The sequence below is a fragment of the Neobacillus sp. genome, assembly GCF_031988165.1.
Taxonomy (GTDB): domain Bacteria; phylum Bacillota; class Bacilli; order Bacillales; family Cytobacillaceae; genus Neobacillus; species Neobacillus rhizosphaerae.
Genome location: NZ_DALZYO010000048.1, coordinates 1 through 13575, shown reverse-complemented (window position 1 = coordinate 13575; position 13575 = coordinate 1). Strand labels below are relative to the sequence as shown.

The 13575-nt window shown below is 43.2% G+C and carries 13 protein-coding genes and 1 riboswitch; of the genes, 1 reads left to right on the top strand and 12 read right to left on the bottom strand.

Annotation, left to right across the window (positions count from 1 at the left end; all coding sequences use genetic code 11):
* Positions 1-12: 12 nt before the first annotated feature.
* The 12 genes from purH to RTR43_RS22255 form a co-directional block, all read right to left on the bottom strand.
* Entirely contained in the window at positions 13-1548 is a 1536-nt protein-coding gene (purH, locus tag RTR43_RS22310) for a bifunctional phosphoribosylaminoimidazolecarboxamide formyltransferase/IMP cyclohydrolase (RefSeq protein WP_312475416.1), read from the bottom strand.
* The gene (gene purN / locus RTR43_RS22305) at positions 1526-2128 is read right to left on the bottom strand and encodes a phosphoribosylglycinamide formyltransferase (protein WP_312475414.1); all 603 of its coding nucleotides are present in this window, start codon (positions 2126-2128) and stop codon (positions 1526-1528) included. The genes purH and purN overlap by 23 nt, the downstream gene beginning before the upstream one ends.
* Positions 2125-3159 carry a phosphoribosylformylglycinamidine cyclo-ligase gene (gene purM / locus RTR43_RS22300; RefSeq protein ID WP_312475412.1) on the bottom strand — a complete coding sequence of 345 codons (1035 nt, stop codon included), beginning with the start codon at positions 3157-3159 and terminating at the stop codon, positions 2125-2127. The genes purN and purM overlap by 4 nt, the downstream gene beginning before the upstream one ends.
* Positions 3160-3164: 5 nt before the next feature.
* Complete coding sequence (gene purF / locus RTR43_RS22295) at positions 3165-4571, bottom strand: amidophosphoribosyltransferase (protein WP_312475410.1); 1407 nt, start codon at positions 4569-4571, stop codon at positions 3165-3167.
* Positions 4547-6772 carry a phosphoribosylformylglycinamidine synthase subunit PurL gene (purL, locus tag RTR43_RS22290; RefSeq protein WP_312475408.1) on the bottom strand — a complete coding sequence of 742 codons (2226 nt, stop codon included), beginning with the start codon at positions 6770-6772 and terminating at the stop codon, positions 4547-4549. The genes purF and purL overlap by 25 nt, the downstream gene beginning before the upstream one ends.
* Positions 6756-7439 (bottom strand): phosphoribosylformylglycinamidine synthase subunit PurQ, encoded by a 684-nt coding sequence (gene purQ, locus RTR43_RS22285; protein WP_312475406.1) that lies wholly within the window; start codon positions 7437-7439, stop codon positions 6756-6758. Before purQ ends, purL begins: the two co-directional genes overlap by 17 nt.
* Positions 7436-7690 (bottom strand): phosphoribosylformylglycinamidine synthase subunit PurS, encoded by a 255-nt coding sequence (gene purS / locus RTR43_RS22280; protein ID WP_312475404.1) that lies wholly within the window; start codon positions 7688-7690, stop codon positions 7436-7438. Before purS ends, purQ begins: the two co-directional genes overlap by 4 nt.
* Positions 7683-8396: a phosphoribosylaminoimidazolesuccinocarboxamide synthase gene (purC, locus tag RTR43_RS22275; RefSeq protein WP_312475402.1), complete on the bottom strand. Its 714-nt coding sequence runs from the start codon at positions 8394-8396 to the stop codon at positions 7683-7685. Before purC ends, purS begins: the two co-directional genes overlap by 8 nt.
* Positions 8397-8612: 216 nt before the next feature.
* Positions 8613-9911, bottom strand: coding sequence for an adenylosuccinate lyase (gene purB, locus RTR43_RS22270; protein WP_312475400.1), 1299 nt, complete (start codon positions 9909-9911; stop codon positions 8613-8615).
* A gap of 3 nt (positions 9912-9914) precedes the next feature.
* A complete protein-coding gene (purK, locus tag RTR43_RS22265) occupies positions 9915-11063 on the bottom strand; it encodes a 5-(carboxyamino)imidazole ribonucleotide synthase (RefSeq protein ID WP_312475398.1) in 1149 nt (382 codons plus the stop codon).
* Positions 11056-11544, bottom strand: a complete 489-nt coding sequence (gene purE / locus RTR43_RS22260; protein ID WP_312475396.1) for a 5-(carboxyamino)imidazole ribonucleotide mutase — start codon at positions 11542-11544, stop codon at positions 11056-11058. Before purE ends, purK begins: the two co-directional genes overlap by 8 nt.
* Positions 11545-11678: 134 nt before the next feature.
* A riboswitch (purine riboswitch) is annotated at positions 11679-11780 on the bottom strand.
* A gap of 90 nt (positions 11781-11870) precedes the next feature.
* The gene (locus RTR43_RS22255; RefSeq protein WP_248737506.1) at positions 11871-12068 is read right to left on the bottom strand and encodes an NETI motif-containing protein; all 198 of its coding nucleotides are present in this window, start codon (positions 12066-12068) and stop codon (positions 11871-11873) included.
* 136 nt (positions 12069-12204) lie between these two features.
* Here RTR43_RS22255 and RTR43_RS22250 point away from each other — a divergent pair, with 136 nt between their 5' ends.
* Complete coding sequence (locus RTR43_RS22250; protein ID WP_312475391.1) at positions 12205-13467, top strand: TolB family protein; 1263 nt, start codon at positions 12205-12207, stop codon at positions 13465-13467.
* The last annotated feature ends 108 nt before the right edge of the window (positions 13468-13575 follow it).

Here is a 13575-nt window from a genome sequence, read left to right as displayed (position 1 = left end):
TCTCACCTCGATTTAATGTTTAAAATGTCTAACGCCCGTAAACACCATTGCGATTCCATATTCATCTGCTTTTTTAATGGAATCCTCGTCACGAATCGAGCCCCCCGGCTGAATAATCGCGGTAATTCCCGCCTTAGCGGCCGCTTCGACGGTATCGTCCATTGGAAAAAACGCATCAGAAGCGAGTGCCGCACCTTCTGCTTTTTCACCTGCCTGCTTTAAAGCAATTTCCGCTGCTCCAACTCGGTTCATCTGTCCAGCACCAATCCCAATCGTCATGTCTTCACGCGTGACAACGATGGCATTCGACTTCACATGCTTTACAATCTTCCAGCCAAGCTTTAACGCTTCCCATTCGTCATCCGTTGGCTGTCTTTTTGTCGGAATCGTAATGTTGGCTTCTGCTAACGTAAAGCGATCCTGCTCCTGTACAAGCAATCCGCCTTCAATCGTCGTAAGCTTTAACTCCGCTTTTGGTGCTTGGTCAAACGGAATCGTTAATAGCCGTAAATTCTTTTTTGCCGATAATATGGCAAACGCCTTTTTAGAAAAGGAAGGGGCAATAATGATTTCGAGAAAAATTTCTTGAAGCATTCCCGCCGTTTGCTCATCAACTTCACGGTTAAAAGCAATAATCCCACCAAAAATTGAAACAGAATCGGCAGCAAACGCTTTTTCAAACGCCTCAAATCCTGTTTTCCCAGTGCCAACACCGCATGGATTCATATGCTTTACGGCTACTGCCGCCGGCTCCGAAAACTCTTTGACAATTTGCAGGGCGGCGTCGGCATCATTGATATTATTATAAGAAAGCTCTTTTCCGTGGAGCTGCTCAGCCGAAGCAATCGAGAACGATGAACCTAGTGGTTTTTTATAAAAAGCGGCCTGTTGATGCGGGTTTTCTCCGTACCTAAGCGACTGCTTTAATTCATAGGTAACCGTCCATTTTTCCGGAGTTTCTTCTTGGGCAAGGCTTGTCATGTAATCGGCGATTAACGCATCATATGCCGCTGTATGGCGGAATACCTTAGCCGCAAGCTTTATTCGAGTTTCGAGCTCCGTTTGACCGCCGGACTTTAATTCCGCAAGCACCTTTTCATAGTCTGTAGGGTCAACAACAACGGTTACATATTGATGATTCTTCGCTGACGCGCGCAGCATCGCCGGACCGCCAATATCAATATTTTCAATCGCTTCGGCAGCTGTTACCTCCGGCTTTTCAATCGTTTGTTGGAATGGATAGAGATTGACACAAACAAGCTGGATCGGTTCAATTCCATGTTCCTCGAGCTGCTTTTGATGATCTTCATCATCTTGCTTAGCTAGTAGGCCTCCATGAATAAACGGATTTAACGTTTTTACCCGTCCCTCTAAAATTTCCGGAAAGCTGGTGACATCGCTAACACCAAGAACAGGGATCCCGTTGTCCTGTAATATTTTCTTCGTCCCACCGGTAGAGATAATTTCAAAGCCGAGGCTGACTAGCTCCTTGGCAAACTCGCTAACCCCATTTTTATCCGAAACACTAATTAAGGCGCGTTTTTTCATCTCGTTCAACCTCTCCTTTTGTCAACAGCATTTGTAGTATGGAAGGGTATAACTTGTGTTCTTTCGCCTGTATCTTCTTTTGCAAGCTTTCTCGAGACTCATTTTCCTCAACACGGACCCGCTCTTGAACGATAATCGGCCCAGTGTCCATTCCCTCATCAACAAAATGGATGGTCACACCGCTCCAGTTCGCTTTTGCGGCCAAGACCTGACCGATGGCATCTTTGCCTGGAAAGGCGGGAAGTAACGAGGGATGAATGTTCACGATTCTCCCCTCATATTCTCTTAGCAGCGTTGGGCCAATCAGCCGCATATACCCGGCAAGGACGATTAAGTCAACATGACTGTTCTTTAACAGCAAACATATTTCTTTTTCATAATCTGCCTTACTAGGATAATCTTGTGCACTAAAAACAAAAGAAGGAATTCTGGCAGTGTTGGCTCTTTCAATGGCGTAGGCACCGGGTTTGTCGCAAACTAGCAATGAAAGGTTCGCCGCCAGCTCTCCCATTTGAACCGCATCGATGATGGCCTGAAAATTGCTTCCACTTCCTGACGCAAACACAGCTATATTTTTCATCGGCGCCCACCAAAGCCTTTGATGTTCAAACCTTCTTGATCCGTCACAACGCCCATTTCATAAGCAGTTTCGCCTTCTTGACGGAAATGTTCCAGCAAATCAGCCGCATCATCCTTGTCAACGGCAATCACCATGCCAATTCCCATATTAAAAATATTATACATCTCTTGATAATCGATTTGTCCAACCTCGGAAATCAGCTTAAACACGGACGGAATATGCCAGCGCTTTTCATTTAGTTCCGCTCCGAGTCCCGCAGGCAGCATCCGTGGAATATTTTCAATAAAACCGCCGCCGGTAATATGGGCCATCCCTTTAATTGGGAATTTCTTCAAAGCGGACAAAATTGGTTTTACATAGATTTTCGTCGGTTTAAGCAGTTCTTCACCTAATGTACAACCGAGGATATCGACAAACTCAATTAATGACCAGTTGTTAAACACCTTTCTGACAAGCGAGTAGCCGTTGCTGTGGATTCCGCTTGATGCTAAGCCAATCAGCACATCTCCCGGCTTAATCGTTTCACCGGTTATCAATTGCTGCTTTTCACATGCCCCCACCGCAAAACCGGCAAGATCATATTCATCCTCCCGATAAAGTCCCGGCATTTCCGCTGTTTCCCCGCCGATTAACGCACAGCCTGCCTGCTCACATCCGTCGGCAATCCCACTCACAATCGCCTCAATTTGTTCAGGAATCGCTTTGCCGCAAGCAATATAATCTAAAAAGTAAAGTGGCTCGGCCCCTTGGACGACAATATCATTGACACACATCGCCACTGCATCGATGCCAATCGTATCGTGACGGTCCATCATAAAGGCAATCATCAGCTTTGTGCCAACGCCATCGGTGCCTGACACCAGAACCGGCTCTTTTAACTGAAGCTGAGATAGATCAAACATGCCGCCAAAGCCGCCGAGGCTCCCAATAACTCCAGCCCTGGCTGTTCTTTGGACATGCTTTTTCATTCTTGTTACCGCTTCATAGCCTGCTTCGATATTTACACCCGCTTGTTTATATGCATTTGCCATGACCGTCACCCCTTTTGATAATAATACTGAAGTGTATCAGGATAGATTTCTGTTGGATAATTTCCGTTAAAGCAGCCGAGGCAAAAACCATTTATGCCTTCAGGGTCAAGTGCCTTTACCATGCCATCCACACTTAAAAATGTTAAAGAGTCTGCTCCAATCAGTTGGCGAATTTCCTCGACCGACTTATCAGAAGCAATCAATTCTTCTTTTGATGACGTATCAATTCCATAGAAACATGGATTTTTAATCGGAGGAGAACTAATCACCACGTGTACCTCTGTCGCTCCGGCATCTTTCAGCATGTTAACAATTCTTCTGCTTGTCGTACCGCGGACGATTGAGTCGTCGACCATAATAACCCGTTTCCCTTCCACAACACCGCGAACAGGAGACAGCTTCATTTTTACTCCCTGCTCCCTGAGTGACTGGGAGGGCTGGATGAAGGTTCTGCCGACATATTTGTTTTTGATTAACCCCATTTCATACGGAATCCCCGTCGCTTCTGCATAGCCGATCGCCGCTGAAATACTGGAATCTGGCACCCCTGTCACAACATCCGCATCAATCGGCGCCTCAATTGCCAGCCTTTTTCCTAATTTTTTACGGGCAGTATGAACATTGACACCTTGAATATTACTATCTGGTCTTGAAAAATAAACATACTCCATCATGCAGATCGCTTTTGTCGTACTCATTGCAAATCGCTCGGAAGTGAGTCCATTTTCGTTAATAATTAACAGTTCCCCTGGCATAATATCGCGGATATATTCGGCTCCGACAACATCAAACGCACAAGTTTCCGATGCGACCACATAGGCATCGCCAATACACCCAAGCGAAAGCGGCCTTAGACCATGCGGATCAAGCGCCACCATTAGCTCTGTTTCCGTCATAATCAAATAGGCATACGCCCCTTTTAACATCGAAAGGGCATTTTTAACCTTGTCGTTCATATATGGAAAACCGCTTCTTCTAATTAAATGGGCTAATACTTCTGTATCAGAGCTGGTTTGAAAAATGCTCCCCTGCGTTTCAAGCTGATGTTTTAAAGAATTGACATTCACGAGGTTGCCATTATGGGCAAGGGCAAGACTGCCGCTTTGCGAATGAAACAATAACGGCTGCACGTTCTCATAGCCGCCTCCCCCTGCTGTCGCATATCGGACATGGCCGATGGCGGCAGAGCCGGTTAATTGTGACATCGCTTCTGTCGTAAAAATCTCTGTCACTAGCCCTTCACCTTTAACCCCTTTAAGTATTTTCCCATCGGAAACCACGATACCAGTTCCTTCTTGACCGCGATGCTGGAGGCTATGAAGTCCGTAATAGGTTAATTGCGCTGCATCCTGATGTCCCCAGACGCCAAAGATGCCGCATTCTTCGTTTAATCCCTTGATTTCAGCAAGCATGGGATCGCCCCTTTCCAGGCAGCTTTTAATTCATCAACTAAAGACTCAAGAACAGGAACAGTTCCATTCAGAACTCGCAGTGCAGCCGATTCATTCACCTTACCGATAAGGACTGCATCTACTAAACTTTCAAACTCTACTTGATGTTCTTTTTTCACTGTTAAAAGAAAACGTGATTGTGTTTCACTGAATAATGCAGAAATTGAATCTCCTGCTATATTCACATCAGCCCCAAGCCCTTCACCTGCAAAAAGACATTCTGAAAGGGCAACAGCTAAACCGCCTTCTGACAAGTCGTGTGCAGATTGAACCAATCCAGCACGAATCGCAGCTAGAACCTGACCTTGTCTTTCTTTTTCCATTTCTATATTTAACTCAGGTGCTTTTCCGAAAATTTTTCCGTTTAACAGCTTTTGCAGCTCACTGCCGCCAAATTCCGGCTTCGTTTCCCCGACTAAATAAATAAGGTCGCCACTTGTTTTAAAATGCTGAGTTGTAATATGGTCAAGGTCGGTTACAAGACCAACCATTCCAATAACAGGTGTCGGGTAAATCGCTGTACCGCTTGTTTCGTTATACAAGGATACGTTTCCGCCGATAACAGGTGTTTCAAGGACACGGCAGGCTTCACTGATTCCATCGGCTGCTTTTTCAATTTGCCAGAATACTTCTGGCTTTTCAGGATTCCCAAAATTCAAGTTATCGGTAATTGCTAATGGTTCTGCACCAGAACATACAATGTTTCGGGCAGCTTCTGCGACAGCAATTTTTCCACCGGTTTCTGGATCCAAGTACACATAGCGGGAATTACAATCCGTGGTCATTGCTAGTGCTTTACGTGTCCCTCTAATACGGGTTACAGCAGCATCTGAACCTGGTGATACAACTGTGTTGGTGCGTACCATGTAATCATATTGCTCGTAAACCCATTCCTTGCTGGCAATGGTAGGCTGGCTTAACAATTTTAATAATGTATCTTTAAGGTCATTGACCTGCGGAACTTCATTTTCTATCGCTTGGAATTCAGCAAAGTAGGCCGGTTCTTTGGATGGTTTGTGATAAACCGGTGCATCCTCAGCCAATGCATCAACTGGCAGGTCAGCAACGACTTCTCCTTTATGGATCAGGCGAAATTGTTTATCGTCCGTTACCATTCCAATTGCAACAGCTTCTAAATCATATTTTGAAAAAAGATCATTGATCTCTTGTTCTCTGCCTTTTTTCACGACAATGAGCATCCGTTCCTGTGATTCAGACAGCATCATTTCATAAGCAGTCATTCCGGTTTCGCGTTGCGGAACAAGATCTAAATTCATCTCGATGCCCATCCCGGCTTTGCTGGCCATTTCTGAAGAAGAGCTGGCGAGTCCAGCGGCACCCATATCCTGAATCCCAACAAGGGCATCCGAATGGATGAGCTCCAAGCATGCTTCTAACAACAGCTTCTCCATAAATGGATCGCCGACCTGCACCGCAGGACGTTTTTCATCAGACTGCTCCGTTAATTCCTCTGAAGCAAACGTCGCACCGTGAATCCCATCGCGTCCAGTCTTTGCACCGACATACATCACGGTATTGCCCAGACCATGGGCCTGACCTTTTTTAATATCTTCATGATTTATCAGACCGACACACATAGCATTGACGAGAGGGTTTCCATCATAGGATGGGTCAAACTGCACCTCACCACCGACTGTCGGAATCCCGATGCAGTTGCCGTAGCCGGCAATACCTGCGACTACTTCTTTAAATAAATAGCGCACTCTGGCTGAATCCAGTTCGCCAAAGCGAAGCGAGTTTAGCATGGCAATTGGACGTGCGCCCATCGAAAATACATCACGGATGATTCCGCCGACGCCTGTTGCCGCGCCTTGGTATGGTTCAATAGCGGATGGATGGTTATGGCTTTCAATTTTAAACACAACCGCCTGGCCGTCGCCGATGTCGACAATCCCAGCACCTTCGCCAGGACCTTGGAGGACTCTTTCACCTGTGATTGGGAACTTTTTTAGAACTGGTTTGGAGTTTTTATAGCTGCAATGTTCGGACCACATTACTGAAAATAGACCTGTTTCGGTATAGTTCGGTGTCCGGCCAATAATATCTTCAATCATTGCAAATTCTTCATCGGACAAACCCATTTGCTGATATAACTTTTCTGTTTTTATCTGATTAGGATTTGGTTCAAGCGTTAACAACATTTGCTTCCCTCCAAGTCTTCACAATCGATTGAAACAATTTTAATCCGTCGGCACCGCCGAGCAATTCATCTACCGCTCTTTCCGGGTGCGGCATCATTCCAAGTACATTTCCTTTTTCATTCGTGATACCCGCGATATCAGCAAGACTTCCGTTCGGATTTTGCTGATAGGTAAACACGATTTGGTTATTGGCTTTTAACTGTGCGAGCGTTTCTTCGTCGCAATAGTAATTTCCTTCACCATGAGCAACAGGGATGGTAATGGTTTGCCCTTGTTCGTATTCAGCAGTAAAGATCGTTCTGTTGGTTTCTACTTTTAGTTCAACTGGTTTGCAAATAAATGATAGACTTTCATTCCTTCTCATTGCACCTGGCAGTAAGCCTGCTTCAAGTAGGATTTGGAATCCATTGCATACCCCAAGAATTGGCTTGCCAGCTTCGGCGGCTTTTACAACTTCTTTCATTACGTTGCTAAAACGGGCAATCGCTCCCGTACGTAGGTAATCGCCGTAAGAAAAACCGCCTGGCAGGAGAATCCCGTCATATTCAGCTAAGCTTTCAGTATCGTGCCAGACATATTCGACTCCCTCGCCAAGTTCATCTTGAATCGCATGAAACATATCGACATCACAGTTCGAGCCCGGAAAAACAATAACCGCAAATTTCACTGGGCGACACACTCCTCTACCTCATAGCGGTAATCTTCAATAACTGGATTGGCTAACAGTTTCGTACAAATCTCGTTTACGACTTCATCAAGGTCACGATCTGATTTTTCAATCGTGAGTTCCATATATTTACCGATGCGGACATCGGTAACTTCTTGATAATTTAACGAATTTAATGATTGGGTTACAGCCTTGCCTTGCGGATCTAATACACTCTCTCTCAATGTAACGTATACTTTGACTTTAAACATGCTGATGACCTCCAAGTCTTGTTAAAATCGTTTTATATGCATCTGTTAAACTTCCTAAATCACGGCGGAATACATCTTTATCCAGCTTTTCATTTGTTTTTTGATCCCATAAGCGGCATGTATCAGGAGAAATTTCATCAGCTAATAAAATTTGTCCCTGTGGGTCTTTCCCAAACTCAAGTTTAAAATCGATTAAGTTTATGCCTAGTTCTGAAAAAAAGCTCGATAAAACCGCATCTACTTCCAGCGCTTTTTCTCGTAAAATTGTAATCTCTTCGGCTGTCGCCGCTTTTAGTTCAAGGATATGATCCACTGTTACCAGCGGGTCACCCAGTGCATCATCTTTCAAATAAAACTCAACTATTGGCGCTGATAGCGGTGCCCCTTCTTCGATTCCCAATCTTTTTGAAAAGCTGCCAGCAGCCACGTTACGAACGACTACTTCTAGCGGAATGATGGTTACTTTCTTCACCAGCTGCTCCGTTTCGGAAATTCTTTTGATAAAGTGTGACTCAATTCCCTCTTCTTTAAGCTTTAAAAATAACAAACTAGTAATCTCGTTATTCAAACGGCCTTTCCCAGAAATAATTTCCTTTTTTTGTCCGTTAAATGCAGTGGCTGAATCCTTGTACTCTACTAATACAACATGCTCATCATCCGTCTTGTAAATGCGTTTTGCTTTTCCTTCATAAAGTAGTTCCTTCATTGTGGACACTCCTTATTTCGCAATATTGGGAATCTTCAAACTAGATGAAGGGGCAAAACACCTTCTGTTGTTGCCCCATTTCTTTTTTCGTCTTTACAGTCGTCAGTAACACGCTTTCATTTACCTTAAATCCTCTTGATCCAAACTTTCGGTCAACTACAATCCCTCTGCTTGACCGTAAACACTCTTTTTCCAAGGCTTCGGTCGCTTAGGACATTATCCATTCAACCCTAATCGGTCAAAAATCGTATCAACATGTTGGAGATGATAGTTGTAATCAAAACAATCCGCAATTTCCACCGGTGAAAGCAATGAGGTAATTTTTCCCTCTGCTTCAATCAAGCCTCGGAACGGAACTTGTTTCTCCCATGCCTCCATAGCCTTTGGCTGTACCGTGTCATATGCTTCTTCTCGGGATAATCCCTTATCAATCAAAGCCAACAGCACCCGCTGCGAGTAAATTAAGCCAAGTGTCCGTTCCATGTTGCGTTTCATATTTTCCGGATAAACAGTCAAGTTTTTCACAATATTGCCGAAGCGATTTAGCATGTAATTCAAACCAATCGTCGCATCAGGCAAGATGATTCGCTCAGCCGAGGAATGTGAAATATCGCGTTCATGCCAGAGTGGAACATTTTCATAAGCAGTCAGCATGTAACCGCGAAGGACACGGGCTATCCCCGTCATATTTTCCGATCCAATTGGATTCCGTTTATGCGGCATCGCTGATGAGCCTTTTTGTCCTTTTGCAAAAAACTCTTCTACCTCACGCGTTTCACTTTTTTGCAGACCGCGGACTTCCACCGCAAATTTTTCAATCGAAGTCGCAATCAAAGCAATCGTTGACATATAGTGAGCATGTCGATCACGCTGCAACGTTTGCGTCGAGATTGGCGCCCGGCCAAGGTCCAATTTTTCACAAACATACTGTTCCACAAACGGGTCAATATTAGCATAGGTACCAACAGCACCAGATATTTTTCCAAACTCCACTCCTTGTGCCGCCTGTTTAAATCGTTCAAGATTTCGCTTCATTTCCTCATACCATAAGGCAAGCTTTAACCCGAAAGTTGTCGGCTCGGCATGAACACCGTGCGTCCGACCCATCATAACGGTGTATTTATGCTCTGCCGCCTTATTTTTCAAAATCTCAATAAAGTTTTCGATGTCCTTTTGTAAAATCGCATTAGCCTGCTTTAGCACATAGGACAAGGCTGTGTCGACTACATCCGTTGAGGTTAAGCCGTAATGGACCCATTTCCGTTCTTCACCTAAAGTTTCCGAGACCGCTCGGGTAAAGGCCACGACATCATGTCTCGTTTCCGCTTCAATTTCTTTAATTCTCTCAATATTAAAAGAGGCATTTTCGCGAAGCTTTTTCACATCCTCTTTAGGTATGTCACCCAACTCAGCCCATGCCTCGCAGGCAAGAATTTCTACCTCAAGCCAAGCATTAAAGCGATTCTCCTCCGTCCAGATAGCTCCCATTTCAGGTCTTGTATAACGATCAATCATGTTTTATCCTCCGATCTTTTCCTTCACTGTCTTCCAGATGCTGCTCCCTTCAATCTCATGAAGGGCCTCTTCCACATTATCACTTAGAATAGTCACATGTCCCATTTTTCGTTTTATCTTCGCCTCTTTTTTTCCATATAAATGAATCTTCCAGTCTTTCATCGTCGGAATGACCTCATATAGGTTTTCAAGATGCTCTCCTAATAGGTTGACCATAACAGCCGGTTTTAATAGCTCCGTGCTTCCTAAGGGCCAATTACAGATAGCACGAATATGCTGTTCAAACTGTGACGTTGCACAGGCTTCGATTGAAAAATGCCCAGAGTTATGTGGTCGTGGTGCTAATTCATTAACATATAGTGTGCCATCACAAGTTACAAACATCTCAACAGCAAGCGTTCCGACTAATCCAAATGAATCGGCAAGCTGCTTTGCTACTTGAATGGCATTTTCCTTTATAGTCTGTGAAATTCGAGCCGGAACAATCGTTTGATGTAAAATATTCTCTTTATGAACATTTTCGGCTACAGGGAAAATTGCTGTTTCTCCATTAAGTTTTCTCGTTACGATGACAGATAGTTCTTTTTCAAAGGGAATCCATTTTTCTAACACACAAGCACCATGTTGAAGTAGTACTTCTCCCTTTAATAAGTCATGCTGGTCTTTCATCACCAACTGGCCTTTCCCATCATAGCCGCCTCGTGACGTTTTCAGGACAGCTGGATAGCCAACCGTCTTTATTTTTAAAAATAAATCTTCTATTTTGCTGATGATTTCGTATGGGGCAACCTCTGCACCCGCTTCTTGAATGGCGAGCTTTTCCTTTATTCGATCCTGTGTGATGGTTAGCAGCTCTGGACCTTGTGGGACATAGGCCCTGGCACATAGCCAGCTTAACGTATCGGCATCAATGTTTTCAAATTCATATGTTACCACATCACTAATCTGAGCCAATTTGCTGATGGCTTTACGGTCATCGTATGCGCCAATCACTTCAATATCTGCCACTTGTCCGCACGGGGAGTCTGAAGCAGGTTCTAAAACAGCAATTCGAAAGCCTTGAGCCTTAGCAGCAAGAGCCATCATTCTGCCGAGCTGGCCTCCACCGATAATCCCAATTGTTGCTCCCGGTAAGATCGTTTTGTTATGCAAGCTGATCACTACTTTCTAGCACTTCAAGTTGGGTAGCTTCTCTTCTAGCTTCTAATTTATTAGCGAGCTCTAAATCTTCCGTTGCTAAAATTTGTGCAGCCAGCAAACCTGCATTCACTGCACCAGCTTTTCCAATTGCAACCGTCGCCACCGGAACACCGCCCGGCATTTGTACAATCGAGAGTAAGGAGTCGAGCCCATTTAAAGCTTGCGATTGAATCGGAACACCGATTACTGGCAAGGTTGTTTTGGCTGCGACCATCCCGGGAAGATGGGCTGCTCCGCCCGCTCCGGCAATAATAACCTTCAAGCCTCTTTCTCTTGCTTCATTTGCATATGTAAACATTAAATCCGGTGTACGATGGGCCGAAACAACTTTTTTTTCATAAGCAATTTCGAACTGATCAAGCACCTCACAAGCATGTTTCATCGTTTCCCAATCCGATTTACTCCCCATGATGACTCCAACAAGAATTTCCATCACATATCCCCCTTTAAAAAAACCAAATAAAATGCCCGTAACAAATAGCATCTCATGAAGAGAAAGCCATTTGTCCGGGCATAATCATGGCAACAGAAAGTAAGGGAGGCCAAGGAAGTCCCCTTAATGTGCCGAACATATTGACTTTCCCTCATAGTCCAATAATTTACGGTTATTGGGTAGAAACTTATGGGCCATATCCCCATGGATATACGAGGGTAAAGGTAAATTGTTTAATCCGTTAGCTTTATCTTACCAAGCAATTCATCTGGCTGTCAACAAATAAATCGAACATTAATAAAAATTATAGTTATAATGTTCGTGTTTTACTCAATCAATATCGCTTCAAATACTATTTGACGGCCAACAGGTTCATAAATCGTTTCGTTACCTTTTTTAATTTCTTGAAAAATCGGTTTTTCCGTTCGGCGGACAGGAACATAACCTTGCTGTTTCATTCTAGTCAAGCAGTCCTCTATACTTTCATTATCCGCAACTTCAAATTGCATTTTCTTTTTACTCATGAAAATAACTTCCCTCGTTTCACTGTTTTAAAACTGCAGTAGATTATATTTATTTTCGAATCCTAAATGATTCTTATGCATATGTAACAAAATAATATATGTTCACTTCATTCAATTCAACTAAAAGGAGCGTAAAATGAAAAAAATAATACTTCTTACCGTAATTCTATTCGTTGCAATGGTCCCTTTTGATTCCCCTTTCTTAGCAGATACACCAGAAACTAACAACATAAAAGCTGCTTTTATTAGAAGTGATGACTTGTGGATTAAAATGGGAAACAGGGAGCGCAAAATTACCCATGGAGAGTATGTTAGATATCCAAAGTGGTCACATGATGGGCACTGGATTGCTTATCTAAAAGGAAACAAACAGGAGGGGAATAGTTTCGTTACTAACGAACTGTGGCTATACAGTTTGAAAATGGATAAACAATTCAAAGTGAAAACAAATGTAAATAATAATTTTCAATGGGCTCCTCGACAAAATAAAATGGGTTTTCTTGTTAACAATGATTTATTTGTCTTAAATACAGAGCCTACCAAACATTTCCTCGTTACTCAAATAACAAACAATATTGAGAATTTTTCTTGGCTTCCCAATCGCAGTGGTTTTTTAACATCCACTAAGGAAAATAAACAACTAAATTCCGATATCATATTATCAAAAATATATCTCAGGTCGGATCAGCAAAAGCCTGTATTTAAACATTTTTATACAGTTCAAGTCGGAGAAAATGAAATCTATATAAGCACTAGCCAATTTAAATGGTCTCACGACAAAAAGTGGATTAGTTTTTTATTAAACCCAACTGCTTCCGCGTCTGCCGATAGTAATACTCTTTGTTTGTTATCTCATGATGGACAAGCTTTTCAAAGGCTGGATGAAATGCTAAATTATGAGGAATGGTTTGAATGGGCCACCACAAAAGGTTCTCTAGGGTATATAAGTGGTTTTGGCAGAGAAGCAAATCTAAATAAACAATTAAAGCTGGTCAACGTCCCCTCCTTCAACAAAGAACTTTATACACCAAAAGGGTATGTCGACCAGGGGCTTTTTTGGAAAAATGATCGAACAATCTACGTTTCCCGCGCTAAGGAAAATAAAAAGGCTCACCTTGATGAAAGACCATTACCAAGCCTATATGAAATTAATATCTCTACCCATAAAGAGAAACAAGTAAGCTATCCCGAAAAAAATGAAGGTGACTTTGCACCACAATTTTTCCAAAGTCAGCTCTTTTGGGTTAGAACGGATACACAGACCGCCAATATATTCGCTTCCCGAACAGATAATAGGAGGGAAATACAATGGATTAAGAATATTTCTTTAGCAAGCGCGTATTATGCAAGATGGAATTGGGATGAAGTTTTTAGTTTATATAAAGGCGGGCAATTTTGAATGTCCTTTTATACAATACAAAAAAGACAACCCTCATCAGGTTGTCTTTTATTTGCCTGGCAACGTCCTACTCTCACAGGGGCGCCTGCCCCAACTACCATCGGCGCT